The following is a 26,147-nucleotide window of genomic DNA, read 5'->3' as shown; positions in this document are numbered from 1 at the left end:
GGTGATGGGCCAAGCGGGCGCGGCGCGCAACCGGCGCCGCGCCGCAGGACCGTCAGAAGAACAGCTTGCGGATGCTCAGCGTTACCGCCCGGCCGGTGGGATCGAGCAGATCGGGCTGGTAGTTGAGCGGCACCGCGCCGGTCTGGTCGGTCACGCGCTGGCGGCTGTTGAGGAGGTTGGTCACCCCCAGGCTCACCCGCGTGCCGCGCAGCCAGGGATGCGCGCGCACCAGCTTGAACTGGCGTCCCAGGTCCGCGAACACGCGCAGGTTGAACGTGCCGAGATCGCCGAAGTTGAGCTGGTTGGTGTTGTTCAGACCGGTAAACACGCTGGTGCTGCTCTGCCATTTGAAGCCGAGCCGCATGCCGACGCCGTCCTTGGTGAAGCCCGCCTGCGCATCGATCTGGTGCGCCGGCTGGCCGCCCGCGTTGCCCGCGGCGTCGCCGTGCAGCAAATCGAGGATCGGCACGCCGTCGCGGATCTTGATCTGATTCTTGAAATACCAGGTGTGGTAGAGGCTGAACTGCAGCCGGCCGGCGAGTGCGCCGTTCGGCCCGCCGAAGCCGCCACGACCGCGTCCGCCACCGCCGCCGCCCGGGCCACCGCCGCCCGGTGCCGCGCCCGCGGGCGGTGCCGGGGGCGGGCCGAACAGGCTGCCGCCGAACGGCGGACGCTGGCCGTTCTGGCCCTGGCCGAACAGCCGCGCCTGGCCTTCCGCCGGCAGCGGCTTGCCCGCGGCAATGGCGTCGGCGCGTTCCTTCTCGCGCTGGGCGCGCATGGCGGCGATCTTCTTTTCCAGCGAGGACTTGATCGGCACCGAGAGGTTGAAGCCCCAGCGCAGCTGCTGGGTGTTGTTCTCGGCGAAGTTCACCGCGCGATTGTCGATGCTCACCAGGTCGCCGTCGGGATCGCGGACGAAGCGATCTGGGAACGCCGCCTCGATCGCTGCGGTGGCGGCGGGGAAGGTGGCGATGTCGTTGCGGATGCGGCTGGTGACATAATCGGCGCGGAGGGAGAGGTCGGTCTTCTCCGACGGCCGCAGTTCGAGCCCCAGCTTCATCACATGGCGCTTTTCCGATTGCAGCGCCGGGTTGCCGCCGGTGATCGTCGTGATCGTCACCGTCTGGCCGGTGCGATAGTCGAACACGCGGGTGTTGGGGCTGGTGATCAGCGGGCCGCCGAGCTGGGTGGTGGTCGGCGCGTCTTCGGCGTCGGTCCAGGAGGCGAGCAGCCGCACCGGCTTGAAGGGCGACCAGTTCACCCCGTAGCCGGTGGTGGTCAGTGTGCCGAAGTCCGATAGATGTTGGACGGCGACGTTGCCGTTGATGGTCAGGTCGCCGAGCGGCTGGAGCACGTCGCGTCGGCGACTGGCGATCGGCAGGTCGATGTTGAGCTGGGTGCTGGCGATGTTGCGGGTGAGCGCCGTCGGCTGCTGCGCGATTCCATTGCGGACCGACGTGCCGTTGAAGTCGCTGAGGCTGCCGCCGATCCGCAGCGAGGTCGAGACGTCGCCCGCCGGCAGCTTGAACAGCGGTCCACGCAGGAGCGCGTCGACCGTGCCGACGTTCGATGTCGAATTGCCGCGATCGGCCGGGCGCACGCCGCCGAGCGAATCGAAGCCGCGATCGGTGATCGTCTTGCTCTCGACGCGATCGTAATTGCCGGTGAGCGACCAGCTCCAGCTGTTGCTCCACGGCAGCCCGTCGCCGTTGAGCGTGGTGCCGAGATGCGCGGTGATGGTGCGGCTGCTCGCGGTCAGTGGGCTTGGCTCGCCCGACAGCGCCAGCGGCGCGGCGACCTGCGACAGCGCCAGGCCGCGCAGTGCCTCGCTCTGCTGCACCTCCAGCGTGCCGTTGACCGTCGCGCCGACCTTCTCGCTCAGGTTGCGCGCATAGCTGCCGTTGATGTTGAGGTCCTGGCTCGGCGCGACCAGCGTGCGATAGGGCGCCTGGTTGACGCCGCTGCCGTCGTTGAAGGTCGGCAGCACGTTGCGCTCGCTTTCCAGCAGGCCCGTCGTGCCCTGGTACTTCACGTCGAGATTGACGCGGCGATCGCGGTTGATCTTGAGGATGTCCGCCTGCACCTGCTGGGTGCTGTTGCCACCCTCGGTCGGCACGCCGCCCTGCAGTTCGGTGGTCAGCGCGCGGAAGCGCTCGCGCAGCACGAAGTTCACCACGCGCTGGTCGGCCGAATAGCCGAACTTGAGCGCGACTTCCTCGGGCAGGATGTCGACGCGCTCGATCGCCTCGGTCGGCAGGTCGCGGATTTCGGCGAAGCTGGAGATGCGGCGGCCGTTGAGCAGCACCACCGGCATGCCGCTGCCGCGCCCGCTGCCGGTCTGCGGTGCGAGCTGGGTGAGCAGGTCGGAGACGGAGGACACCGCATAGGCGCGGATATCGGCCTGGTTGAGCTGGATCTCGGGCGGGATGTCGCCCTTCACCGCGCCGCGCGGCTCGCTGGCGGTGACGACGATCTCGTCGGTATAGGGGTCTTCCTGGGCCGGCGCGGCGGCCTGGGCCTGGGTAGGGCGGCTGCCCGGCTGCTGCGTCGTCGGCGTCGTCGTCTGTGCCTGCGCCGCCAGCGGCGATACGCCCGCCAACAGTCCTGCCAGGGTGGTCCCCAGTCGCTTCATCGTTGTTCCGTCCCTTGTTCCGAATCAGAAGCGGGCCCGCAGGCCCGCTCGTCCATCAACCGGGTACGACGCACATGTCGCAAAACTGTGCCGGATTATCGGATAAATTGTCGCGCATGTTGCGCAGATGCGAAAATGGGGGCCGAAGCCCCCATCGTCTGTATTCATGGTGCGGTCGAGAAGACTCGAACTTCCACGGCCTTTCGGCCACAACGACCTCAACGTTGCGCGTCTACCAGTTCCGCCACGACCGCACGTGAATTTCCGCCGGCATTTCCATACCAGCGGCTGGTAAGGCAGCGGCCCCTAGCAAAGCGAAATGGGGCTGGCAACCCGCTTTGTGCGGGTTTCTTGCGTTGGCGCTTCCGCCTATGCCCCGCTCCATGTCCGTTGCCACGCCGCTCGCCGCCGAAACGCGCCGCCTCCTCGCGCTGGCCTGGCCGGTGATGCTGACCGGACTGAACTGGACGATCCTCCACGTCACCGACGTGGTGGTGGTGGGCCTGGCCGGCACCCATCAGGTTGCAGCCCTGGGGGCGAGCCGGACGATTACCTTCCCGGGAATTGTGATGGGCCTGGGGGCGCTGACCGGCATCCTCGTCCATGTGTCGCGCGCCGACGGCGCGGGCGAGCTGCGCCAGACAGGCCGCGTGCTCCACGAAGGCCTGCTGCTCGCGCTGCTGCTCGGCCTGGCGAGCATGGCCATCCTGTTCGGCTTCGCCGCGCCGCTGCTCGCGGGCGTCGGCGTCGCGCCCGACCTGGTCGCGGCGAGCACGCCGGTGGTGCAGGTGATGGCGCTGGCCTATCCCTTCCAGCTGCTCAACATCGCGACGAGTTTCTTCCTCGAAGGGGTCAGCCGGCCGGCACGGGTGACGGTGGTCAACCTTGCGGTGCTGCCGATCAACGCGCTGCTCGCCTGGCTGCTGGCGACGGGCGCCTGGGGGCTGCCGGCACTCGGCGCGGTGGGGGCGGCGGCGGCCACCGCCATCGCCTCGGCGCTCGGTGCGATCGGCATGCTCGTTGCCGCCTGGACGCTGCCGCGCGCCGAGCCGCGCGGCGTGCGGCTGCTCGGTGACTGGGGGCGGGCGGAGACGTGGCGCGGCGCCTGGGCGCTCGCCCGATTCGGCGTGGTGCCCGCGGTGGCGTCGGGGCTGGAGCTGGTCGGCTTCTCGATCCTGATCGCGCTCTCCACCCAATTGGGCGAGACCACCGCGCATGCCTTCCAAATCGTCTTCTCGATCCACAACGTCACCTTCGCGGTGGCGCTTGGGCTGGGATCGGCGGCGGGGGTCCGCGTCGGCAATGCGGTGGGCGAGGGCGTGCCGCAGGCGGCGGCGGGACGGGCGGGGATCGCCGCGCTGCTCGCCGCGCTTGCCACCGGGCTGCTCGCGGCGTGCCTGATGCTCGTGCCGATGCTGGTCGTGGCGCGCTTTCCCGCGCCGGGCGAGGTCCACGCGATGGCGGCGACGATGTTGCTGCTCTGGGCGCCGTTCATCCTGTTCGACGGCGTCCAGGTCGTGTTCGTCTATGCGCTGCGCTCGCTCGGCGACCAGGTCGCGGCGGGCGTGAACGGCATCCTCGCCTTCTTCCTGGTGACCGGCGGCCTGGGGCTTTGGCTGGTCCAGGCGGGGTTCGGCGCAAAGGCGCTGGTGCTCGCCTCGGGGCTCGGCATGGTAGCGGCGGCGCTGCTCGACGGCGGCCGCCTGCTCGTGGTCACCCGTCGAATTCGCTCACGAAGCTGAGCTTCACCGATTTCGCGCCGCTCGGCACGTCGACCTTGGCGCCGTTGAAGTCGAAGCCGGCCTGCGGCTCCAGCGTGCGGACCGGCGGGGTGATCCGCCAGCTATAGACTTCGCGGCGCTCGCCATCGAGCAGCTGGATGCGGATGTCCGGCACATGCTGGGAGGCGCCGCTGTCGTTGAGCACCTTGCCCGAGACGATGAACAGCTTGCTGCCGTCGGCGCGCGCCTGGAGGGCCACGTTCTTCTCGCTGAACACCAGCTGCGCATTGGCCCCGCCGATCGGCAGACCGAGCTGGGTCAGCACCTGCGGTGCCTTCCAGTAGAGCAGGGCCGCACCGCCGAGCAGCACCGAAACGAGCGCGACCAGCGCCGCGATCGTCCAGCGGATGCCACCGCGCTTCTTCGGCGCGGGTTCGTCGAACGGATCGTAGCTCGGCTCCGGCGCGGCCTCCGCGGCGGCGAAGCTGCGCGGGGAAAGCGGCGCGGGTTCGGGCTCCGGCGTGGGGGCTGCCACCGGGGCAGGGGCAGGCGCGGTCAGCTCGAGCGGCGCGCCCGACTGGAACCAGCTATGCTTGCAATTGGCGCAGCGCACCGTGCGGCCGTCCGGGCCGATCGCCGAATCCGGCACCTCGTAGCGCGATCCGCACTGGCTGCACTCCAAGATCATGCCCACACCCCCTGGTACCTGCCCGAAACGCGGCAGGACGTGTGAGTCTAGCGGGGCCGATTCGGGCCAGCAAGCGGCTTAGGACGGACGGCGGCTTGAGCGGCATCCGGGGCTGTGCGATGGCGACCGGAGACCACCGCGAACAGGAGGCCGGGCCGCACGGCGCATGGGCAATATCGTGCACTTCGAAAATGTCGGCCTGCGCTATGGGACCGGACCGGAGACGCTCTCGGACGTCAGCTTCACGCTCGCGACGGGCGGCTTCTATTTCCTCACCGGCGCGTCCGGCGCCGGCAAGACCTCGCTGCTCAAGCTGCTCTACCTCGCCCAGCGGCCGACGCGCGGCGCGGTGCGGCTGTTCGGCGAGGATGCGGGATCGCTGCCGCGCGCACGCCTGCCCGGCTTTCGCCGCCGGATCGGCGTGGTGTTCCAGGACTTCCGGCTGCTCCCCCAGCTTTCCGCCTATGACAATGTCGCGCTCCCCCTGCGCGTCGCCGGCGTGCGCGAGAGCGAGATAGAGGCGCCGGTGATGGAGATGCTCGCTTGGGTGGGGCTGAGCGCGCGCGTCACCGCCAAGCCGCCGACGCTGTCGGGCGGCGAGCAGCAGCGCATCGCCATCGCCCGCGCGGTGATCGCCCGGCCCGAGATCCTCGTCGCCGACGAACCCACCGGCAACGTCGATCCCGAGATGGCAGACCGGCTGCTGCATCTGTTCGAGGCACTCAACCGGTTGGGCACCACCATCGTCGTCGCGACGCACGATATGCATTTGATCAGCCGCATTCCGCGCGCGCAGTTGATGCGCGTCGAGAAGGGCAAGCTGGTCGATCCCAGCGGCCTGCTTCGCCATCCGCCGGGGGGCGCATGAACGGCTTCCGGCACCGCGCCGCGATCGACCTGCGGCTGCTTGGGCAGGGCCAGCGCGGCTGGGTGATGGCGGGCATCATGGGGATCATGCTGTTCCTCACCGTGCTGGCGGGGGCGCTGGGATTGGGCGTAGCGCGTTCGGCCGTAGGGCTCGATCGCCAGCTCGCCGGGCAGCTGACCGTGCAGCTGGTCGAACCCGATGCCGGCCTGCGGGACGTGCGCGCGCGGGCGCTGGTCGCGGCGATCGCCAAGGTGCCCGGCGTCACCCGCGTGCGCGAGGCCGATCGTGCCGAGCTGGCGGCGCTGCTCAAGCCCTGGCTCGGCGATGTCGGGCTCGATCCCGAGCTGCCGATGCCGGTGCTGATCGACGTGACCGCGACCGAAGGATCGGCTGCGCAGGTGGCAGCTGCCGCCCGCCGCGTGGCGCCGCAGGCGCGGGTGGACAGCAGCGCGCGCTGGCTCTCCCCGGTGCGCGGGCTGCTCGGCGCGCTGGGGCTGGTCGCGATCGGGCTGGTGCTGGTGATCGCAGCGGCGACGGCTGGCGTCGCGCTGCTCGTTGCGCGCGCGGGGCTGGACACGCACCGCGATACGATCGACGTGCTCCACATGCTCGGATCGACCGACCTCCAGGTAGCGCGCCTCCTCCAGCGCCGAATCGCGCGCGACACGCTGCTCGGCGGCGCGATCGGGACGCTGGCGGCGCTGGCGCTGGTCGCCTTGTTCCAGACCAAGCTGGCGCTCACCGGATCGGAAGTGCTGGGCGGCGCGACGCTGGCGCCGGTCGACTGGACCTTGCTTCTGCTGCTGCCGATCGGCTTCGCATTGCTCGCGACGGTGGCGACGCGGCTCACCGTGCTCCAGACGCTGGGGCGCAAGCTGTGATCCGGCGGCTGTTCTTCCTGCTGGTGCTGCTGGCGCTCGCCTGGGGCGCGGGCTTCGCGCTGTTCCTGTTCAGCCTCGGCAAGCCGCTCGGCGCGCACCGCACCGACGCGGTGGTGGTGCTGACCGGCGGGCCGGGGCGCATCCAGCGCGGGCTTGATGCGCTGCGCCGCGAGGATGCCAGGCGGATGCTGGTCAGCGGGGTGAACCCGGACGTGCGGCCGCGCGAGCTGGCCGCCCAATTCCCCGCCGATCGCGCGCTGTTCCGCTGCTGCGTCGACCTCGGCCACGAGGCGGTCGACACCCGCTCCAACGCCGACGAGACCGGGCGCTGGGCGCGCGATCATGGCTATCGCAGCATCAGGCTGGTCACCTCGGACTGGCATATGGCGCGCGCCCGGCTGGAGCTGCGCCATGTGCTGCAGGGCGTGAGCATCGTCGGCGACGGCGTGCCGAGCCGTCCCGGCTGGCGGATGCTGCTGCGCGAATATCACAAATATCTGGTGCGCCGGGGGGCGCTGCTGCTGGGGGTCGATTGATGGACGCGCTGCGTACTCTTCTCTTTCGCATCGTCTTCTACGGGGTGTCGCTCCTGCTGGTGCTGTGCGTGCCGATCGCGGCGCTGTTCGGCAGCCGGTTCCTGCGCGCCTATTCGAACTTCTGGGCGTGGCTGCTGCAGGGGATGGTGCGTACGATCGTCGGCGCGCGGGTGCGGATCGAAGGGCAGGTGCCCGAGGGGCAGCTGCTGTTCGCCGGCAAGCATGAAAGCTATTTCGAGGCGCTGGAGCTGACCCGGATGCTCGGCAGCCCGGCGACGGTGATGAAGCGCGAGCTGGCCAGGATCCCGCTATGGGGCTGGGCGGCGCAGCGCTACGGCACGATCGTCGTCGATCGCGAGGCAAATGCGACCGCGCTGCGGGCGATGATGCGCGCGGCGCAGGCGGCGCGCGCGACCGGGCGTTCGGTACTGATCTTCCCGGAGGGGACGCGGGTGCCGCCGGGCGAGGCGCCGCCGCTCCGATCGGGCTTTGCGGGACTCTACCGCGCGCTCGACCTGCCGGTGGTGCCGGTGGCGGTGCGCAGCGGGAATGTCTGGCCGCGCAAGGGGCTGATGCGCCGTGGCGAGATCGTCTTCCGCTTCGGCGAACCGATCCCGCCCGGGCTGCCCCGTCGCGAAATCGAGGCGCGGGTGCATGCGGCGATCAACGCGCTGAACGCGGGGTAGGCCAAGGAGGCCTGCCATCGCCGTCATCCCGGCGAAAGCCGGGATCCATTGGGGCTGAGGCCAAGGCTCCAGCTGCTAGCGAGAGGCGACTGGATCCCGGCTTTCGCCGGGATGACGCTTGTGGAGGCGGCGCCCCTGAAGCGTCTAAACGCGGAGCACGCTCAGCGCGGCTGGGTCCACAGCCCTGCCGGACGCGGCGTCGGCGCGCGACGTTTCGCCTGGCCCCACGCCTTCACGATCGCGCCGAGCTTCTCGCCGCCGGAGGTCGTAGTGCGGCTGTCCCAGGCCTGCGGCCCACGCAGGCGCACCTTCCGCGCGATCCCGCCATAGATGTCGGCCGCCGCCAGCACTGCCCAGGCCGAGCGGAACGGCAGCGCCGCAGCACCCCCGCGCGCGCTGATCTCATAGCCTTCCGCGCGGTCTGCAAGGCGTGTGCTAAGGATCGCGAGCGCGTCCCGGTCGGCCATCGGATCGGCTGCGGTCAGCCCCACTTCGGCAAGCCAGTCGGCCGGCAGATAGCAGCGCCCCGCCTCGGCATCCTCGCCGATGTCGCGGGCGATGTTGGCGAGCTGGAAGGCAAGGCCGAGGTCGCAGGCGCGGTCGAGGACCGCCTCGTCGTCGGGCGCGACGCCCATCACCACCGCCATCATGCAGCCGACCACGCCGGCGACATGGTAGCAATAGCGCAGCAGGTCGTCCTCGGTGTGCGGGCGCCAGTCCTCGGCGTCGAGCGCGAAGCCGTCGATCAGGTCCCAGGCGAAGCGGTGCGGCATGTGCGTCTCGGCCGCGACGATGCGCAGCGCGTCGAACGCCGAATCGCCGACCCAATGGCCGGCCAGCGCTGCGGCGGTGCGCGCGCGGACCTCGGCCAGCCGCGCGGCCGGGTCGGCGACGCGGGTCATGCCATGGCCATGGTCCTGCCCGTCGACGATGTCGTCGCAGCGGCGGCACCAGGCGTAGAGCAGCCAAGCGCGCTCGCGGGTCTCGGGGTCGAAGAGCTTGCTGGCCGCGGCAAAGCTGCGCGAGCCGCGTGCGATCGATTCGCCCGCAGTCGCGACGATCGCATCGCGGCCGGGAAAGCGCATTACAGCTGTTCGCGGCGCAGCTGCGCGATCGGCACCACCGGTTGGGCCGCGGCCATCTTGGTCAGCAGGCCGTCGATGGTGGAATCGACCAGCAGCAGGCCCTGGTGCTGGGGCCGGACGAAGCCGACGGTGCCCATATGCTCCCAGAATTCGACGAGCTTGTCGTAATAGCCGGCGATGTTGAGCAGACCGATCGGATCGGCATGGTAGCCGAGCTGCGCCCAGCTCATCGCTTCCCACAATTCGTCCATCGTGCCGGTGCCGCCGGGCAGGTTGACGAAGCCGTCGGCCAGCTCGGTGAAGCGCGCCTTGCGCTCGTGCATCGTCTCGCAGACTTCGAGGCTGGTGAGCCCGCGATGCGCGACCTCGGCATTGACCAGCAGCGTCGGGATTACGCCGATCACCTCGCCGCCGGCCTCCAGCGCCGCATCGGCGACCGCGCCCATCAGCCCGAGGCGGCCACCGCCATAGACGACGCCGATGCCGCGCTCGGCAAGCGTGCGGCCCAGGGTACGGGCAGCTTCGATATAGACCGGATCGGCCGGGCTGGCCGAGCCGCAATAGACGGCGATACGCTTCATTTCATGCTCCTGTGGCGGGGCTGATAGCGTGTTTTGGCGGGGAGGGAGAGCCTCTTCTTCTTAGCCCCTCCTCCTCGGAGGAGGGGTTGGGGGTGGAGGGATGCCAGACCAAAAGTTGGTCTCGGTGAGACACGGCCCCACCCCAACCCCTCCCCTGAAGGGGAGGGGCTTGAGTCCGGAGGATCCCTCGTTTCCCCTACGCCCCGATCTCGCCCAGCATCAGCTCGGCGGTGGCCTTGGCACTCCCGACCACGCCCGGAATGCCCGCGCCGGGGTGCGTACCCGCGCCGACGAAATACAGGTTGGAGATCGCGTCGTCGCGGTTGTGCACGCGGAACCAGGCGCTCTGCGTCAGGATCGGCTCGAGGCTGAAGCCCGAGCCGTGGTGCGCGGCGAGATCGTCGCGGAAGTCGGTCGGCGCATAGTGGAACTTGGTGACGATCCGCTCGGCCAGATCGGGGATCAGCCGGCGCTGCACCTCCGCCAGGATCCGCGATTCGAGGATCGGGCCCACCTCGTTCCAGTCCGCCGGGAACTTGCCGAGATGCGGCACCGGCGCCAGCGCGTAGAAGGTCGAATGGCCCTCGGGCGCCATGCTCGGGTCCGAGGCGCTCGGGTGGTGGAGGTAGAGCGAGAAGTCTTCGCTCACCACGCCGTGGGTGTAGATGTCGTCGAGCAGCCCCTTATAGCGCGGGCCGAAAAGGATCATGTGGTGCGGGATGTCGGGGAAGGTGCCGCGCAGCCCGAAATGCACCACGAATAGCGAGGGCGAGAAGCGCTTGTTGACCAGCCGGTTGGCCGTCCGCCGCGCGCTTCGCGAGTTGCGCAGCAGGTCGCGGTAGCTGTGGACGATGTCCGCGTTGCTCGCCACCGCATCGGCCTCGACCTCGAAGCCGCTGTGCGTGCGTACCCCGACGACGCGGTCGCCCAGCGTCAGGATCTCGTCGACCGGATCGCCGATCCGCACCGTGCCGCCCAGCCGCTCGAAATGCGTGATCATGCCCGCGATCAGCCGGTTGGTGCCGCCCTCGGCCCACCACACCCCACCGTCGCGCTCCAGCTTGTGGATCAGCGCGTAGATGCTGCTGGTCGCCATCGGGTTGCCGCCGACGAGCAGCGTGTGAAACGACAGCGCCTCGCGCAGCTTCTCGTTCTTCACATAGCCGGCGACGACCGAATAGACCGAGCGCCAGGCCTGGTTCTGCAGCAGCGCCGGTGCCGCCTTGAGCATCGACTTGAAGTCGAGGAACGCCTTGGCGCCCAGCTTCACATAGCCTTCCTGATACACCCGCTCGGAATATTCCAGGAACTTGCGATAGCCGGCGATGTCGCTGGCATCGAGCTTGGCGATCTCGCCCGCCAAAACGGCGTCGTCGTTGGTATAGTCGAAGGTCGTCCCGTCGGGCCAGGACAGGCGGTAGAAGGGCGTGACCGGCTTGAGGTTCACGTCCTCGGAAATGTCGTGGCCCGACAGGCGCCACAGTTCCTTGAGCGCGTCCGGATCGGTGATCACCGTCGGGCCGCCGTCGAAGGTGAAGCCGTCCCGCTCCCAATAATAGGCCCGGCCGCCCGGCTTGTCGCGGGCTTCGATCACGGTGGTGTCGACCCCCGCCGACTGGAGGCGGATGGCTAGGGCGAGGCCGCCGAACCCGGCGCCGATCACGACTGCGCGGCGCATCAGCGGCCCCAGATCGCGGAAAGCGCGCGGCCCACCGGCACCGGCGGCTTGCCCGAAAGCACGCGGACACGATCGCCGAAGGTCGATTGCGCGGCGTAGAAGCGCTGGATCAATCCTGCATCCAGACGGTAAAATCGTTCCAGCACGCGATAGCGCTCCTCGGGTTCGGCCGCCTTGAACAACATCGCGGCAAGCATGCGATAGAAGCCGCGCTTGCGCCATAGCGCGCGCGAATAGCCATACAGCATTTGGTGCAGCGCCTCGCCCGAATAGTCGCGGGCCTCGGCGATCAGCGCGGCGGTGCGGATCGCGTCGGGGAAGGAATAGCCGGTCATCGGATGAAACAGGCCCGCCTTCATCCCCGCCTTGGCGATTCCGCGGCCGCCGGCGGCCCAATAGGCGGCATGGTCGCCGCCCATCGCCACCGGCAGGCTGCCCACTTCCTCGCGCAGCACGCGATCGACCCGCCAGCCCGCGGCATCGGCATAGGCCTCGATCCGGTCGCCGGTGGCGAGCACGTCGATCGACGGCGTGTCGCTGTAATAGGTGTCCTCGACGAACATCCGGGTCGGGCTGAACGGCAGGCAATAGACGAAGCGATAGCCGTCGATCTGCGGCACCGTCGCATCCATGATCACCGGCCGCGTCACGTCGTGCAGATCGCTCAGCACCAGTTCGGCGCCATGGAATTTCTGCCAGCCGAGCTGGAGCGCGCTGGTATCGCCGACGCCGCGGCAATCGATCACGCCCTCGGCCTCGACGAGGTCGCCGTCCGCCAGCGCGACTGCGGTGGGGGTGATGTCCGCCGCCTCGCGTTCGAGCAGCAGGCTCTTCTCGCCCAGCTCGGCGCGCACCACGCGATCGAAATGCTCGGACTCGACCGAGTAATAGCGCGACGGCAGGCTGCGGAAATGGCCGGGAAAGGCGACGTCATAGCCGTTCCAGCCATGGCCGATCAGCGGCGCCGAGAGCCAGCGATGCTCGGGCGCGACATCGTCCGCGAAGAACGACCAGAGGTGATTGCCGCCGATCCGCGCCGAGCCTTCGATCAGCCGGACGGTGCAATCGGGTTTCTTCTTCCGGATTGCCAGCGCGATAAGCCCGCCGGCAAGGCCGCCGCCGACAATGGCGACGTCACAACTGATGGTTGAAGGCATCGCCGTCGCCTAGCCCAAGCCCGGGGGTGTGGGAACCCCGGCATTGGGGAAGCGGCGCGAAACGGTCGCTGGCCGGGGGCGCCCCGGCGCAGACCCAAGTGGTTCATTTTATTTTAACTATCGTCACATGGCTTGCACACTTGGCCCCTAGTGCCGGGGAACCGCGCTGGCGGTTTGTGAAATAGGGGAACCAAAGCAATGCAGAAGAAGCTTTTTGGCGCGACGATGGTCGCCGCCACGCTGCTCGGCGCGCCCGTCGCGCAGGCCCAGGTCGCGCTGACGACCAAGACCTACACCCAGAATTTCGACACGCTGGCAACCAGCGGCACCAGCAAGGCGCTGCCCACCGGCTGGAAGCTCGACGAGCGCGGCAGCAGCACCGCCGGCTCGGACGACGCCTATGCGACGAGCAACGCCAATACCGGCACCGCCTATGCCTTCGGCACCGGCAGCGAGCGGGCGCTGGGCAGCGTCACCTCGGGCAGCGCGACGCCGATCCTGTTCGGCGCCTTCTTCACCAACGCGCTGGGCGGCGCGATCGAATCGATCACGCTCGGCTATTTCGGCGAGCAGTGGCGCCTCGGCACCGCGAGCAGCGATCGCCTCAGCTTCGAATATTCGCTTGATGCCACCTCGCTGTCGAACGGCAGCTGGACCAGCTTCAACGCGCTCGATTTCGCCAGCATCAAGAACGGCACGGGCTCGGGCAGCGCGAGCAGCGCGCTCGACGGCAATGCCGCGGGCAATCGCACGGCAATCAGCGCGACGATCGGCAACCTGCTGATCGCCAATGGCGGCGGCTTCGCGATCCGCTGGACCGATCGCGACGTCGGCGGCTCGGACCATGGCCTGGCGATCGACGACCTGACGCTCACCGCGACGCTGGCGCAGAGCGCGGTGCCCGAGCCGGCCGCCTGGGCGATGCTGATCGGTGGCTTCGGCTTCGCCGGCGCGGCGCTGCGCCGCCGGGCGAAGAAGGCAGTGCTGGCCTGAAGACAGCGGAGGCGCCGGACGGACCGGCGCCTCCGCCTGCGATCAGAAGTCGAGCTTGGCCGAAAGCGAGACGGTGCGGCCGTTGATCGAGCGGCCCCAGCCGATCCCGTTCGCCGGCACTTCGCTCTGGTTGAACTCGAAGAAGCCGGCCTTGTCGAACAGGTTGCTGGCGTTGAGCATCACCCGCACCCGATCGATCGGCTTCACCACCAGGAAGGCGTTGACCACCGTGAAGCCCGGCATCTTGAGCAGGTTGCTGTCCTGCGCAAAGCTGCTGGTGATCGTCACCACGTTGGTGCCGAAGGTAACGTTGCGCAGCTCGATCTGCGGGGTGGCTTCCAGCGTCCAGGCGGGCTGGTGGCGCGGTTCCTTGCCGGTCAGCGTCGGATCGAGGAAATCCTTGGTGATCTTGGCGGTGGTGTAGGTGGCGCCCGCGGTAATGCTGAAGATGCCGCGGCGATAGCCGCCTTCCATCTCCACGCCGGTCGCGCGGTAGCTGCGGATGGTCTGGTTGGCCGAGCCGTTGAGAACATTATGGTCGTCGGCAGTGGCGCGGAACGCGGTGACGTTGAGCGTCGCGCCCGCCTTACGGAACTTGAACCCGCCTTCGAGCTGTCGGACCTGGTCATATTTGTCCGCTGCATTGGGAACGCTGCCGTCGATCGCGCTCACCGCGGGGGTGAACAGGATCTTGTCGGCATTGGCGCGGGCGCCGCGGCTGTAGCGGGCGAAGACCGAGAAGGGCTCCGCGACGCGGTAGTTGATGCCGCTCGAATAGCTCCAATAGCCGTAATTGTAGTTCACCGGCGCAGGGGTATCGAGCGGCAGGAAGGCGACGCGCTTCTCCGGCGCGGAGATCACGCCGTTGCCGTTGATGTCGTAGCTGATCAGGCCCACCCGGCCGCCGCCCAGGTCGGCACCGATCAGCGAGCCGCGCACGCGGCCGCGATCATAGCGGACGCTGCCGCCGATCGAGAGCTTGCCGACATGGTAGTTCACCGAGCCATAGGGGGCGAGAATGTCGTACGACACGTCGAAGATGCGGCGGAATTTGCTGCCGTTGCGGCTGAAGGTGTAATAGCCGTTCTGGGTCTGCGCGACGCCGCCGGCACTTGTGATATCGACCATCGCGGTCTGGCCGTTGCCGGCGACGTCGGTGTCGATGCCCGAGTGGAGCCACTGGGCATAGAGCTTCTGGTTCGCCTTGTAGAGACCGCCGGTCATGGTCAGGTCGCCCTGGCCGAGCTTCCACACCTTGGTCGCGCGGATGTCGTTGGTGAAGTTGTCGAGCGAACGCGCGCGGGTCTGCGCCATATAGTTGAACGAGAGCAGGCCGTTGCCGTTCGCATCGGCGGGCACCAGCTTGCCGATGTTGGGGCCGCTGGCATAGGTCGCCACCGCGCCGGCGCCCGCCTGCGAGGCGGCGATCGTCGAAATCGGGCCGACGGCGGAGGGGAAGACGCGCAGGAAGTCGCCCGAATTGGCGGAGTAGCGCGCGCGCTCGCTGATCGTGATCCCGGCGACGTCGAACTGCGCCTCCAGGCCGATTGTCTTGCTCTTGGCGTGCATGCCGTTGGCGACGTCGTAGCGGGCGAGCTTGTTGTCGCCGTCGAGCGTCGTCACCGGGCCGATGAACGGGGAAAGCAGCGAATCCTTGCGGATGTCGAAATTGCCGGCGCTGCTGATCACCGGCTTGTCGTTCGTGCCGGTGATCTTGATCGGATAGGGCGCGAAGGTGGGCGAGCGGTCGTCCAGCCACTTGCCGCTGACGCGTACATAGCCGGTCGCGAACTGCTTGGTGACGTTGAAGCGGATCTGGCCGCCCTTGTAGCCGGTGAAGCCGATGTCGCGGGGGCCTTCGCCCGAGCGGTAATAGCCGCCGACATGGAAGCGCCAGCCATCGCCGAGCGGCTGGCCGTAATTTATGTCCACGCGCTTTTCGCCATAGTCGAGGCCGACGGTGGCCTGCACGGCGCCGCCGCGCGTCTCGCCGGTCTTGGAGATCAGGTTGATCAGCCCGCCGGGCGCGTTGGACGAGAAGGTGGAGCCGGAGCCGCCGCGAATCGACTCGATCGCCGCGACGTTGAAGTCGGCGCGCATGAACACGTCGACGCCGACGTTGAAGATGTCGCCGAACTCCAGCACCGGCAGCCCGTCTTCCTGGAACTGCATGTATTTGGAGCCGCCCGCCGCGAGCGGCAAGCCGCGCACGGTATAGTTGGCGTTGCCCTCGCCGATGCCGCTCTCGACGCGGAGGCCGGGCATGGTGCGGAGTACGTCGCCCAAGGGGCGCGGCCCGAGCTTCTCGAACTCGCTGGCGCGGAAGGCGCTGGTCGACGTCGCGCTGTCCAGCCGGTCGCGGCCCTTGGCGACGCCGGTCGAGAAGACTTCCTTTTCAGGCACTTGCGCGGCTTTCGCCGGCTTGGGCGCATCATCCGTCGACTGGGCGAGTGCAGGATGAACGACGACGCTCGAGCAGAAAGCGAGCAGCAGATACCGCAGTTTCACGACAAACTCTCCCGACCCATTGCATATTGTTCTTTGGGCACGGTGGTATGGCGCGAACTTTATTTACATTTTGGCGAGCACCGTCTGCGTGAAACTACGAGTGTTACAGACCGGCAACAGTTTTCGCCGACGAACAATCGGGGTTGCGCCGCATTGCCGCTGGCGGCGCGACGGGGTAGCAGCGGGAGACATGGACATTGCCCTTGCCATCCTCGCCTCCGCGATCGCCATGACGGTGATCGTGGGCGTGCGCTACGTCGCCGCCTCGGCGGGGTTCGCGCTGGCGACTCGGCTGCGCCACCCCGGCCTCTATGCCGGCCAGGCCAGGCAGATCCGCATGGAGATCGGCTGGAGCCTCGCCTCGGCAGCGATCTACGGCATTCCCGCCGGCATCGTCGCCTGGGGGTGGAAGGCGCAAGGCTGGACGCGGATCTATGCCGATGTCCACGCGCTGCCGCTCTGGTATGTGCCGGTGTCGGTGTTCCTGTACCTGTTCCTGCACGATACCTGGTTCTACTGGACGCACCGGGCGATGCACGTGCCCGCGCTGTTCCGCCGTTATCACGCCGTCCACCATGCCAGCCGCCCGCCCACCGCGTGGGCGGCGATGAGCTTCCATTGGGGCGAGGCGCTTTCGGGCGCGATCGTGATTCCGCTGCTGGTCTTCGTAATTCCCATTCAGGTCGGCGCGCTCGGCTTGGTCCTGACGATCATGACGGTTATGGGGGTCACCAATCATATGGGCTGGGAAATCTTCCCGGCCTGGATGTGGCGGGGGCCGTTGGGTGCGTGGCTGATCACGGCGAGCCATCACCAGCGGCATCATGAGCGGTATGGGTGCAACTATGGACTATATTTCCGGTTCTGGGACCGGCTGTGCGGGACCGACCAGGGGCTGGGCCGGTTCGACCCTGCGGCGCGGCGCCTGGGCGCTCGTCGCTCTTCCGCTGCTGACCAGCGCCGCGCCGTTGGCGACGCTGGAGCTTGATTTCACCAAGCTGCGCTCGACCCGCGGGCTGCTGCAGATCTGCATCGCCCCCGCCGCCAGCCAGTTTCCCGATTGCCGCGACGGGCACGGCGCGATCAAGCGGACCATTCCCGCCGCCGAAGGCAAGCTGCGCCTGAGCGGGCTCGCCCCCGGCGACTATGCGGTGGCGGTGATCCACGACGCCAACGGCAATGGCAAGCTCGACACCTTCATGGGCATCCCCCGCGAAGGCTTCGGCTTTTCGCGCAACCCGGTGATCGGCTTCGGCCCGCCGCGTTTCTCCGCGGCGCAATTTCCGCTCGAGGCCGGCAGCGATCGGCAGGAAGTGAAGCTGCGCTACCTGCTCTAGAGCGAGACGACACCACGGGCCAAAATCGGCCCGCCGCTTCGCGATGCTCCTAGCCGACGAACGGCGCAGGCCAATCGCGGTGGGTCAAAATCACCTCATCTCGCTCCAGGAACTGCGTGAGCGTGCAGGCGTTTCCCGGGTTCTGATCCTCACGATCCTGTTCCCCGGAGTACCCGCATGCCTTTCCTGCGCCCCGCGACGCGCGCCGCGCTCGTCTCGCTCCCCCTGCTCGCGGCGGCACCTGCCTTTGCCCAGCAGAGTACGGACTCGCCGCCCGACCTGACCCGCGACACCGTGACGCTCGGCGTAGGCGCGGCAACGGTGCCGAGCTATGACGGTTCGGACAAGAACGTCGTCACCGCCGTGCCGCTGGTCCGCGGTCGTGTCTCGGGCATCAACTTCGTCGTGCTCGGCAGCCGCGCCTGGGCGGATGTGATCGCCGACAACAACGGCCCGGGCTGGGATTTCCAGGCCGGCCCGGTGGTCAACGTCAACCTCAACCGCACCTCGCGGATCGACGACCGGCAGGTTGCAGCCCTTGGCAAGGTGGATACCGCGATCGAGGCAGGCGGTTTCGTCGGCATCGGCAAGCAGGGGCTGATCACCAGCGACTATGACAAGCTGACCGCCAGCTTCTCCTACGTCCACGACGTCGGCAGCGTACACAAGAGCTATGTGATGTCCCCGTTGGTCAGCTACGGCACGCCGCTCAGCCGCAAGAGCTATGTGCTGCTGAATGCGTCGGCCAATTACATGGGCAACGGCTATGCCCAGACCTATTTCGGCGTGACGCCGGGCGGCAGCGCGCGCAGTGGCCTGCCGGTCTATTACGCCCGCAAGGGCTGGAAGGACTGGACGCTCGGTGCGATGGGCACTGTCGCGCTCACCGGCGACCTCACCCGTGGTCTGTCGATGGTCGGCGGTGTTGCCTATCGGCGGATGCTTGACGATGCGGCGGACTCGCCGGTGGTCCGCATCGCCGGCTCTCGCAACCAGTGGTTCGGCGCGCTGGGGCTTGCCTATACCTTCTGAGCGTTGTCCGATAATTGCGACGAACGGCCGAGTTTTTAACTACTTACAAATTGCCGCGGCGAGTCTTGGGAGGTAGCCTGACCTTCCGAGACTCGCGTTCTATGCGGTCTCGGGGCAACATCAGGGGGAGGTGTATGAAACTTGCGGCACTCATTGGCGGCTTGGGCGTGCTGGGCGCGACGATTGCGGCGCCAGCCGCGGCGTCCGGCATCGATACCAGTGGTAGCTATGCGTCGAAGATCGATTATTTCGGCGCGCGCTACACGCCGACCTATGGACAGACCTTCACCGTCGGCAGCGACAATGCGCTGAACGGCTTCACCTTTTATCTCGGCGGCGGCGCGGCCAGGGTGCGCGCCTTTGTCTATGCCTGGGGGAACTCGGGTCCGCTCGGTGCGGCACTGTACGCGAGCGACGCGCGCAGCTTCGACGGCACCGCGGGCGACGCCTTCGAGGCGCTGCGCTTCGATATCGGCGCGCTCGATCTGCGCGCGGGCCAGCGCTATGTCGCCTTCCTCACCACCGCGGGGCTGGGCCAGCCGCAGGGCGGCGAGATGAGCTGGATGCCCACCGCGGGCAGCTTCGGCAGCAATGCCTATGCGGGCGGCGACTTCGTCTACACCAATGCCGGCAGCAGCCTCGACGCGATCGCAGGAGCACAGTGGGACGACACGCACGGCGCCTTGGGCGACGTACAGTTCAAGGCCGATTTCAGCCCCGGCGCCACTGCCGGCGCGGGCGTGCCGGAGCCGGCTGCATGGGCGATGCTGATCGGCGGTTTCGGCCTGGCCGGGGGCGCGCTGCGCCGCCGCCGCGCGCGGACGGCCGTGCGCTTCGCCTGATCTTCCTAACCCTTGGTAGGATGGCGGCGCGCCGGGATTGCCGGGCGCGCCGCATGCCTGTACACGACGAACCATTCCCCGGGGGACCGCTGGCGCAGCGGTTGAGAGGAAGGCCGCAGCCTTCGACCCGCTGAACCTGATCCGGTTGACACCGGCGTAGGGAGGGAGGGTCTTGTTCCCCGAGGTCCGTCTGCTCCCCGCGTACCGCCCAAGGAGTAGACGAGCATGGCCGACATTCCCGCCAAGACCGAAATCGGCGTCACCACCGGCCCGATCCGCGGCAGCCGCAAGATCCATGTCGGCAAGCACCGCGTCGCGATGCGCGAGATCCATCTCGAGCCCGGCAGCGGCGAGGCGCCGGTGCGCGTCTACGACACCTCGGGCCCCTACACCGATCCCGATGCCCGCATCGACATCATGGCCGGCCTGCCGGCGATTCGCCGCGACTGGATCCTCGGCCGCGGCGACGTCGAGGCCTATGACGGCCGCCAGGTGAAGCCCGAGGACAACGGCCTGAAGGGCCCGGACCGCTCGGCCGGCGTGCCGCAGTTCCCGAACGTGGTGCAGCGCCCGCTGCGCGCCAAGCCGGGCATGAACGTGTCCCAGATGCACTATGCCAAGCGCGGCATCATCACGCCCGAGATGGAATATGTCGCCGAGCGCGAGAATCTCGGCCGCGAACGGCTCGCCGAATATGTCCGCGACGGGCAGGACTGGGGCGCCGCGATCCCCGATTACGTGACCCCCGAATTCGTCCGCGAGGAGGTCGCGCGCGGGCGGGCGATCATCCCGAACAACATCAACCACCCGGAAAGCGAGCCGATGGCGATCGGTCGCAATTTCCTGGTCAAGATCAACGCCAATATCGGCAATTCGGCGGTCGCCAGCGACGTGGCGAACGAGGTCGACAAGATGGTCTGGTCGATCCGCTGGGGCGCGGACACGGTGATGGACCTCTCCACCGGCCGCAACATCCACGACACCCGCGAGTGGATCCTGCGCAACTCGCCCGTGCCGATCGGCACCGTGCCGATCTACCAGGCGCTGGAGAAGGTCGGCGGCATCGCCGAGGAGCTGACCTGGGAGATCTTCCGCGACACGCTGATCGAGCAGGCCGAGCAGGGCGTCGACTATTTCACCATCCATGCCGGCGTGCGGCTGCCGTACATCCCGATGACCGCCAAGCGCGTCACCGGCATCGTCTCGCGCGGCGGCTCGATCATGGCCAAGTGGTGCCTCGCGCATCACCGCGAATCCTTCCTCTACGAGCGGTTCGACGAGATCACCGAGATCATGAAGGCCTATGACATCGCCTATTCGCTGGGCGACGGTCTCCGCCCCGGCTCGATCGCCGACGCCAATGACGAGGCGCAGTTCGCCGAGCTTTACACGCTGGGCGAGCTGACCAAGCGCGCCTGGGAGCAGGACGTGCAGGTGATGATCGAGGGCCCCGGCCATGTGCCGATGCACAAGATCAAGCAGAACATGGAAAAGCAGCTCGAAGCGTGCGGCGAGGCGCCCTTCTACACGCTCGGGCCGCTGACCACCGACATCGCGCCGGGCTATGACCATATCACCAGCGGCATCGGTGCGGCGATGATCGGCTGGTACGGCACGGCGATGCTCTGCTACGTCACGCCGAAGGAGCATCTGGGCCTTCCCGACCGCGACGACGTGAAGGTGGGCGTGGTCACCTACAAGCTGGCGGCGCACGCGGCGGATCTCGCCAAGGGCCATCCGGCGGCGAAGGTGCGCGACGATGCGCTGAGCCGCGCGCGCTTCGAGTTCCGCTGGCGCGACCAGTTCAACCTGTCGCTCGATCCGGACACCGCCGAGCAGTATCACGACCAGACGCTGCCGGCCGAAGGTGCGAAGACCGCGCATTTCTGCTCGATGTGCGGCCCGAAATTCTGCTCGATGAAGATCACGCAGGAAGTGCGCGACTTCGCGGCGAAGCAGAACCAGGCGGCGGACAGCTTCCTCGCGGCGACGCCGGCGGCCGCGCCTGCCGACGCCGAGGCGGGCATGGCCGAGATGAGCAAGGTGTTCCGCGAAACCGGCAGCGAGCTCTACATGGGCGCGGGTGATCGCGAGCACGATTGATCCGACTGGCGCGTGTTCGGCTTCGGCAAGCGCAAGAACCCCACTGCCATCGACCGACTTCGAGCCGGTCGGTGGCAGTGCGCTACCTGTGATGTCGAGCATGGATGGCCGTTTGATCTGGCTGCCCGGGCGCCAGACCCCTGGCCGCACGAGACCGTGTACGAACCCAACAGCGCGCTCCGCCTCGAGGGCGACTTCCTGTCCGAGGACTTTTGCGTTCTCGGCGGACATTATTTCTTCGTGCGGGCAGTGCTGGAGATTCCGGTGCAGGGGTTGGAGCAGCCTTTTGGCTTCGGGTGTTGGTCCACGCTGTCGCGCACCAATTTCGAAAGATATGTCGAGGGCTTTGACGCGGGCGATTACCCTGAAGGCGAGCAGTGGACAGGCTGGCTCTGCAACCAGTTGCTCGACTATGTCGGCGATGCGCCGATAGGAGTTTGGGTGCAATTACGCACCGGTCGCCAACGCCCTTTGTTGTGGGTTGCCGAGGATGACGAGCCTCTGGCTGCTCGTCAGCAAGAAGGCATGTCTCCCGAAGAGATGCTGGGTCTGTTAAACCACTATGGCCATGGCCCGTGAGGCTGACCGCTACCGATACACCTCGCGGCGGTGGCCGACACGCACAACGAGGATGACCACCCGCCCATCCTCGATCCGCGCGATCACGCGATAGTTGCCGATTCGCCACCGCCAATAGCCGGTCAGCGAGGCGCCGGGCAATCGGGGATCTTCCAGTGTCGCGATCCGCTCTTCCAGCGTCTGGACGATGCGCCCGGCCTCCTGCTTGCCGAGCTTGCGCACCGGTCCCTCAATAATGGTACCGGCAGCTAAGCACTTCCAGCGCCTGCGTGTCGCCCGATCCGCTCACCCGGTAGACTAGCCGGTGCTCGCCGCTGATCCGGCGCGACCACCAGCCGGCGAGATTGCGCCGCAGCGGTTCGGGCTTGCCGGTGCCGGTGAACGGATGGCGCCGGCATTCCTCGATCAGCGCGTTGATGCGCTCGGAGAGCTTTGGGTCTTCGCGCTGCCACTCGACATATTCCGCCCAGGCATCGCGATCGAACGCGACTTTCACGGCTGGATCAGCTCGTGCTCCTCGCCTTCACCGGCATCGAACCGTGCGATGCGCTCCATGAGCCGCCGCGCATTCTCCGGCGATGACAGCAGATGCATCGTCTCCAGCATCCCCTCCCACTCGCTTTCGGAGACCAGCACCACGCCTTCGCCCTTGGGGCGCACGATCTGGATCGGCGCCTTGTCGGCGACGACGCGGTCGAGCACGGCCTTCAGATTGGCGCGGGTTTCCGAGACGGTCAGGGTCTGCATGACGGGTCTTGTACATCAATCTGTACAAAACTTCAATCTAGCAGCGGCGGCAACGCCCAATCGATCGGCTTCTGCCCTACGCTCTCGAGAAACGCGTTTGCCTTGCTGAAATGCCGGCTGCCGAAAAACCCCGAATGCGCCGAAAGCGGCGAGGGGTGGGGGGCCTTGAGGACCAGATGGCGCCCGCCCTTGTCGATCGAGTCGACGAACGCCGCCTTTTTCTGCGCGTGGCTGCCCCAGAGCAGGAACACCACCGGCTCCGTCTTCGCGTTGACCAGCCGGATCACCGCGTCGGTAAAGCGCTCCCAGCCGCGGCCCTGGTGGGCGGCGGCGCGGCCCATTTCCACGGTCAGCACTGCGTTGAGCAGCAGCACGCCCTGCTTCGCCCAATGCTCAAGGAAGCCGTGCTGCGCGCGCGGGATGCCGAGGTCGGTCTCCATCTCCTTGTAGATGTTGACCAGGCTCGGCGGCGTGCGCACGCCGGGCTGCACCGAGAAGCACAGGCCGTGCGCCTGACCCTCGCCATGGTACGGATCCTGCCCGAGGATCACGACGCGCACCTGCTCCAGCGGGGTCAGGTCGAGCGCGCGGAACCAGTTGCTGCCTGCCGGGAAGATGCGCTTCCCCGCCGCCTTCTCGGCGCGAAGATAGTCGCGGAGCGAGGCCATATAGGGCTGGGCGAATTCCTCCTCGAGCGGGGCCAGCCAGCTCGGGTGCAGCTTGATCGTCGACATGGGCCCTCTGTCCGGCCCCGGGGCAGGGCTGTCAATTGTCGGCTATTGACAGCGTTGACGCCAGCGATAGCCTGCCGCGTAACGAAAACAAAAAGAGGAGGGGTGCCATGAAAGCATGGCCGTGCATGGTTGCGCTGTGTCTGTCTGCCGTCGCGCTGCCCGCGTTCGCGCAGGCGCAGCCCGATATTTCCAAGCAGATCATCAACGCGCCGACGCCGGAGACGTTCACCGTCTATGGCCTCGCCGCCAAGCCTGCCGTGGTGAAGGACAAGAACGTCCAGGGCGGCCGGGCGCTCCGCGTGCCGATCGCCGCGGCATCGGACCAGCCGTGGAGCGTCGGCCTGATCTCGGCGATCAATCAGCCGGTGAAGAAGGGCGACAAGCTGGTGATCGTGGTCTGGGCGCGCGCGGAAAAGCTGCCGGAGGGTGCGAGCAGCGCCCGGATTTCCACCATCCAGGTCGGCCTTGCCAAGGAGCCCTACACTACGGTGTTCAAGGGCGAGGGCGAAGTGGGCAGCGACTGGAAGATGGTCCATGTCGTCGGCACCGCCGATCGCGACTATGCGGTGGGCGAGATTTCCGTCTCGCTCCACCTCGCGACCGCCAAGCAGGTGCTCGATATCGGGCCCGTGCTGCTGCTCGATCTCGCCAGATAAGCGGTGCCGTCGTCCGTCGCTCAGGCCCGCACCGCGGTGACCAGATAGTTGAGCGCGTCGTGTTCGTTCACCACGAAGCCGCGGGTGGGCGAGAAGGTCAGGCCCTGGCGGTCGATCACCTTCATGCCGGCATCGGCCAGCAGCGCCTCCAGTTCCTCGGGCTTGAGGAAGCGGCTCCAGTCGTGGGTGCCCTTGGGGATGGCGCCGGTGCCCTCGGCCAGCGTGATCATCGCGAGGCGAGAGAGCGGGGTGCGGTTGGGCGTCGACAGCACCATCAGCCCGCCCTCGGCGAGCGCGCCGGCCAGCCCGCGCACGAAGGCGGCGGGATCGCTGACATGCTCGATCACTTCCATCGAGGTGACGAGATCGAAGCTGCGGCCCGCCAGATCCTCGATGCCGCCATGGACATAGTCGATCGGCAGCCCGGACATCTCGGCATGCGCGCGCGCGGCGCCGATATTCTCGCCCGCCGCGTCCACACCCGTCACTCGCGCGCCGAGCCGGGCGAGCGGCTCGCACAGCAGCCCGGCGCCGCAGCCGACGTCGATCGCGGTCTTGCCGGTCAGCGGCATGAAATCGGCCGAATCGCCCGCCCAATGCGCGTCGATCGCGTGGCGGATATAGCCCAGCCGCGCAGGATTCAGTCTGTGGAGCATGGCCGAAGAACCCTTTGGATTCCACCAATCGGCGGCCAGACGACCGAAATGTTCCGCTTCACGGGGGTCAATTGTAGCTATTGTTGCGTTCGGCATCGCTGGCTCCTATCAGGCACGCCCATCTCTCCCAAGGCCAGGAAACAAGCAACCAGCCATGGCGCGTATCGTAATGAAGTTCGGCGGCACATCGATGGCCGGGATCGAGCGTATCCGCAGCGTCGCCGCCCGCGTCAAACGCGAATGGGAGGCGGGCAACCAGGTCGCCGTCGTCGTCTCGGCGATGGCGGGCGAGACCGATCGGCTGGTCGGCTTCTGCCGCGAGGCCTCGTCGCTCTACGATCCCAAGGAATATGACGTCGTCGTCTCCGCCGGCGAGCAGATCACCAGCGGCCTGCTGGCGATCGCGCTGCAGGCGATCGGCGTGCCGGCGCGCTCCTGGCTCGGCTGGCAGCTGCCGGTGCAGACCTCGGACGCCTTCGCCAAGGCCCGCATCGAGGACATCGGCACCGATGCGCTGCTCGCCAGCATGGGCGCGGGCGAAGTCGCGGTGGTCCCCGGCTTCCAGGGTATGCACGAGGGCCGGATCACCACGCTGGGCCGTGGCGGCTCGGATACCTCGGCGGTGGCGGTGGCGGCGGCGGTGAAGGCCGATCGCTGCGACATCTACACCGATGTCGACGGCGTCTACACGACCGACCCGCGCATCGTGCCCCGCGCGCGCAAGCTGAAACGCGTGACCTATGAGGAAATGCTCGAACTCGCCAGCGTCGGCGCCAAGGTGCTCCAGACCCGTTCGGTCGGCCTGGCGATGAAGGAAGGGGTTCGCGTGCAGGTGCTCTCGTCCTTCACGGGCGACGACGCGCCGATGGCAGATACATTGCCCGGGACGATGATCGTGGGCGAAGAGGAGATTCAGGACGTGGAACGCCAGCTCATCACCGGCATCGCGCACGACAAGAACGAGGCCAAGATCACCCTGACCGCGGTGCCGGACAAGCCGGGCGCGGTGGCATCGATCTTCACCCCGCTCGCCGATGCCAGCATCAATGTCGACATGATCATCCAGAACATCGCGCACCAGAGCGCCGGCAGCGCGAGTGCGACCGACGTGACCTTCACGGTGCCGGCGGCGGACCTCGCCCGCTCGCTGGAGATCCTGGCGCAGCAGAAGGAAGCGATCGGCTTCACCGGCATCAGCCACGACACGCGCGTCGCCAAGGTCTCGGTGGTCGGCGTCGGTATGCGCAGCCATGCGGGTGTTGCCGCGACGATGTTCCAGACGCTGGGCGCGCGCGGCATCAACATCCAGGCGATCACGACGTCGGAGATCAAGGTCTCGGTGCTGATCGAAGAGGATTACACCGAGCTGGCGGTGCGCGTGCTGCACACCGCCTATGGCCTCGACGCGGACGACGTCGCCGCCTGATCCCCGCGCGGGGGCGTGGCC

Annotated in this window: 26 protein-coding genes, 1 tRNA gene and 1 riboswitch; of the genes, 14 read left to right on the top strand and 13 right to left on the bottom strand. The window is 67.9% G+C overall.

Translation table 11 applies throughout. The features are described from left to right. Positions 1–52: 52 nt before the first annotated feature. Together ABIC65_RS19765 and ABIC65_RS19760 are read right to left on the bottom strand one after the other, a co-directional pair. The gene (locus tag ABIC65_RS19765) at positions 53–2,632 is read right to left on the bottom strand and encodes a TonB-dependent receptor (protein ID WP_354311001.1); all 2,580 of its coding nucleotides are present in this window, start codon (positions 2,630–2,632) and stop codon (positions 53–55) included. A gap of 167 nt (positions 2,633–2,799) precedes the next feature. After that, positions 2,800–2,886 (bottom strand) — tRNA-Leu (locus ABIC65_RS19760). Positions 2,887–3,015: 129 nt separating this feature from the next. On the opposite strand from ABIC65_RS19760, the gene ABIC65_RS19755 reads away from it, so the two are divergent. Beyond that, positions 3,016–4,374: an MATE family efflux transporter gene (locus tag ABIC65_RS19755; protein ID WP_354311000.1), complete on the top strand. Its 1,359-nt coding sequence runs from the start codon at positions 3,016–3,018 to the stop codon at positions 4,372–4,374. On the opposite strand, the gene ABIC65_RS19750 is transcribed toward ABIC65_RS19755, so the two are convergent. Continuing rightward, positions 4,346–5,041 carry a zinc-ribbon domain-containing protein gene (locus ABIC65_RS19750; protein ID WP_354310998.1) on the bottom strand — a complete coding sequence of 232 codons (696 nt, stop codon included), beginning with the start codon at positions 5,039–5,041 and terminating at the stop codon, positions 4,346–4,348. The genes ABIC65_RS19755 and ABIC65_RS19750 overlap by 29 nt on opposite strands. Before the next feature lie 166 nt (positions 5,042–5,207). Here ABIC65_RS19750 and ftsE point away from each other — a divergent pair, with 166 nt between their 5' ends. Genes ftsE through ABIC65_RS19730 form a run of 4 tightly spaced genes read left to right on the top strand, consistent with a single transcriptional unit; the run spans position 5,208 to position 8,012 of the window. Beyond that, positions 5,208–5,909: a cell division ATP-binding protein FtsE gene (gene ftsE / locus ABIC65_RS19745; protein ID WP_354310997.1), complete on the top strand. Its 702-nt coding sequence runs from the start codon at positions 5,208–5,210 to the stop codon at positions 5,907–5,909. Beyond that, positions 5,906–6,790: a cell division protein FtsX gene (locus tag ABIC65_RS19740; RefSeq protein WP_354310995.1), complete on the top strand. Its 885-nt coding sequence runs from the start codon at positions 5,906–5,908 to the stop codon at positions 6,788–6,790. Before ftsE ends, ABIC65_RS19740 begins: the two co-directional genes overlap by 4 nt. Further along, positions 6,787–7,326: a YdcF family protein gene (locus ABIC65_RS19735; RefSeq protein WP_354310993.1), complete on the top strand. Its 540-nt coding sequence runs from the start codon at positions 6,787–6,789 to the stop codon at positions 7,324–7,326. Before ABIC65_RS19740 ends, ABIC65_RS19735 begins: the two co-directional genes overlap by 4 nt. Continuing rightward, the gene (locus ABIC65_RS19730; protein ID WP_354310992.1) at positions 7,326–8,012 is read left to right on the top strand and encodes a lysophospholipid acyltransferase family protein; all 687 of its coding nucleotides are present in this window, start codon (positions 7,326–7,328) and stop codon (positions 8,010–8,012) included. The genes ABIC65_RS19735 and ABIC65_RS19730 overlap by 1 nt, the downstream gene beginning before the upstream one ends. A gap of 161 nt (positions 8,013–8,173) precedes the next feature. Here ABIC65_RS19730 and ABIC65_RS19725 read toward each other — a convergent pair whose 3' ends face one another. The 4 genes from ABIC65_RS19725 to crtY form a co-directional block, all read right to left on the bottom strand. Further along, entirely contained in the window at positions 8,174–9,097 is a 924-nt protein-coding gene (locus ABIC65_RS19725; protein WP_354310991.1) for a phytoene/squalene synthase family protein, read from the bottom strand. Further along, positions 9,097–9,678 (bottom strand): TIGR00730 family Rossman fold protein, encoded by a 582-nt coding sequence (locus tag ABIC65_RS19720; RefSeq protein WP_354310990.1) that lies wholly within the window; start codon positions 9,676–9,678, stop codon positions 9,097–9,099. The genes ABIC65_RS19725 and ABIC65_RS19720 overlap by 1 nt, the downstream gene beginning before the upstream one ends. 196 nt (positions 9,679–9,874) lie before the next feature. After that, entirely contained in the window at positions 9,875–11,356 is a 1,482-nt protein-coding gene (locus ABIC65_RS19715) for a phytoene desaturase (RefSeq protein WP_354310988.1), read from the bottom strand. Continuing rightward, a complete protein-coding gene (gene crtY / locus ABIC65_RS19710; RefSeq protein WP_354310986.1) occupies positions 11,356–12,513 on the bottom strand; it encodes a lycopene beta-cyclase CrtY in 1,158 nt (385 codons plus the stop codon). The genes ABIC65_RS19715 and crtY overlap by 1 nt, the downstream gene beginning before the upstream one ends. A gap of 198 nt (positions 12,514–12,711) precedes the next feature. Between crtY and ABIC65_RS19705 the strand changes: the two genes are divergently transcribed. Next, positions 12,712–13,506: a PEPxxWA-CTERM sorting domain-containing protein gene (locus tag ABIC65_RS19705; RefSeq protein WP_354310985.1), complete on the top strand. Its 795-nt coding sequence runs from the start codon at positions 12,712–12,714 to the stop codon at positions 13,504–13,506. Positions 13,507–13,548: 42 nt separating this feature from the next. On the opposite strand, the gene ABIC65_RS19700 is transcribed toward ABIC65_RS19705, so the two are convergent. Continuing rightward, on the bottom strand, positions 13,549–16,014 hold the full coding sequence (locus tag ABIC65_RS19700) for a TonB-dependent receptor domain-containing protein (RefSeq protein ID WP_354310983.1): 2,466 nt from the start codon (positions 16,012–16,014) through the stop codon (positions 13,549–13,551). Positions 16,015–16,204: 190 nt separating this feature from the next. On the opposite strand from ABIC65_RS19700, the gene ABIC65_RS19695 reads away from it, so the two are divergent. The 6 genes from ABIC65_RS19695 to ABIC65_RS19670 all read left to right on the top strand — a co-directional run bounded on the left by ABIC65_RS19695 (position 16,205) and on the right by ABIC65_RS19670 (position 21,907). Then, positions 16,205–17,002, top strand: coding sequence for a sterol desaturase family protein (locus tag ABIC65_RS19695; protein WP_354310981.1), 798 nt, complete (start codon positions 16,205–16,207; stop codon positions 17,000–17,002). After that, positions 16,983–17,351, top strand: a complete 369-nt coding sequence (locus tag ABIC65_RS19690; protein ID WP_354310979.1) for a DUF2141 domain-containing protein — start codon at positions 16,983–16,985, stop codon at positions 17,349–17,351. The genes ABIC65_RS19695 and ABIC65_RS19690 overlap by 20 nt, the downstream gene beginning before the upstream one ends. 177 nt (positions 17,352–17,528) lie before the next feature. Then, positions 17,529–18,383 (top strand): MipA/OmpV family protein, encoded by an 855-nt coding sequence (locus ABIC65_RS19685; RefSeq protein ID WP_354310978.1) that lies wholly within the window; start codon positions 17,529–17,531, stop codon positions 18,381–18,383. A gap of 134 nt (positions 18,384–18,517) precedes the next feature. Beyond that, complete coding sequence (locus ABIC65_RS19680; protein ID WP_354310977.1) at positions 18,518–19,225, top strand: PEPxxWA-CTERM sorting domain-containing protein; 708 nt, start codon at positions 18,518–18,520, stop codon at positions 19,223–19,225. Between the two features lie 69 nt (positions 19,226–19,294). Further along, positions 19,295–19,405: riboswitch (TPP riboswitch) on the top strand. Positions 19,406–19,450: 45 nt separating this feature from the next. Beyond that, positions 19,451–21,328 (top strand): phosphomethylpyrimidine synthase ThiC, encoded by a 1,878-nt coding sequence (gene thiC, locus ABIC65_RS19675; RefSeq protein WP_354310975.1) that lies wholly within the window; start codon positions 19,451–19,453, stop codon positions 21,326–21,328. 12 nt (positions 21,329–21,340) lie between these two features. Next, entirely contained in the window at positions 21,341–21,907 is a 567-nt protein-coding gene (locus ABIC65_RS19670) for a DUF2199 domain-containing protein (RefSeq protein ID WP_354310973.1), read from the top strand. Between the two features lie 9 nt (positions 21,908–21,916). On the opposite strand, the gene ABIC65_RS19665 is transcribed toward ABIC65_RS19670, so the two are convergent. Genes ABIC65_RS19665 through ung form a run of 4 tightly spaced genes read right to left on the bottom strand, consistent with a single transcriptional unit; the run spans position 21,917 to position 23,388 of the window. Then, a complete protein-coding gene (locus tag ABIC65_RS19665; RefSeq protein WP_354310971.1) occupies positions 21,917–22,129 on the bottom strand; it encodes a type II toxin-antitoxin system RelE family toxin in 213 nt (70 codons plus the stop codon). 7 nt (positions 22,130–22,136) lie between these two features. Continuing rightward, entirely contained in the window at positions 22,137–22,403 is a 267-nt protein-coding gene (locus ABIC65_RS19660; protein WP_354310970.1) for a Txe/YoeB family addiction module toxin, read from the bottom strand. Next, on the bottom strand, positions 22,400–22,654 hold the full coding sequence (locus ABIC65_RS19655) for a type II toxin-antitoxin system Phd/YefM family antitoxin (RefSeq protein ID WP_354310969.1): 255 nt from the start codon (positions 22,652–22,654) through the stop codon (positions 22,400–22,402). The genes ABIC65_RS19660 and ABIC65_RS19655 overlap by 4 nt, the downstream gene beginning before the upstream one ends. 32 nt (positions 22,655–22,686) lie before the next feature. Then, complete coding sequence (ung, locus tag ABIC65_RS19650) at positions 22,687–23,388, bottom strand: uracil-DNA glycosylase (protein ID WP_354310967.1); 702 nt, start codon at positions 23,386–23,388, stop codon at positions 22,687–22,689. 107 nt (positions 23,389–23,495) lie between these two features. Here ung and ABIC65_RS19645 point away from each other — a divergent pair, with 107 nt between their 5' ends. Next, on the top strand, positions 23,496–24,044 hold the full coding sequence (locus ABIC65_RS19645) for a hypothetical protein (RefSeq protein WP_354310965.1): 549 nt from the start codon (positions 23,496–23,498) through the stop codon (positions 24,042–24,044). A gap of 20 nt (positions 24,045–24,064) precedes the next feature. On the opposite strand, the gene ubiG is transcribed toward ABIC65_RS19645, so the two are convergent. Next, positions 24,065–24,796 (bottom strand): bifunctional 2-polyprenyl-6-hydroxyphenol methylase/3-demethylubiquinol 3-O-methyltransferase UbiG, encoded by a 732-nt coding sequence (gene ubiG, locus ABIC65_RS19640; RefSeq protein ID WP_354310964.1) that lies wholly within the window; start codon positions 24,794–24,796, stop codon positions 24,065–24,067. A 58-nt stretch (positions 24,797–24,854) separates the two neighbouring features. On the opposite strand from ubiG, the gene ABIC65_RS19635 reads away from it, so the two are divergent. Continuing rightward, positions 24,855–26,126, top strand: a complete 1,272-nt coding sequence (locus ABIC65_RS19635) for an aspartate kinase (RefSeq protein ID WP_315382003.1) — start codon at positions 24,855–24,857, stop codon at positions 26,124–26,126. Positions 26,127–26,147: the final 21 nt, after the last annotated feature.

Source organism: Sphingomonas trueperi (genome assembly GCF_040545665.1).
GTDB classification, from domain to species: Bacteria; Pseudomonadota; Alphaproteobacteria; order Sphingomonadales; family Sphingomonadaceae; genus Sphingomonas; species Sphingomonas trueperi_B.
The sequence above is the reverse complement of the archived record's forward strand: the minus strand, read 5'-3'. Positions and strand labels throughout refer to the sequence as shown.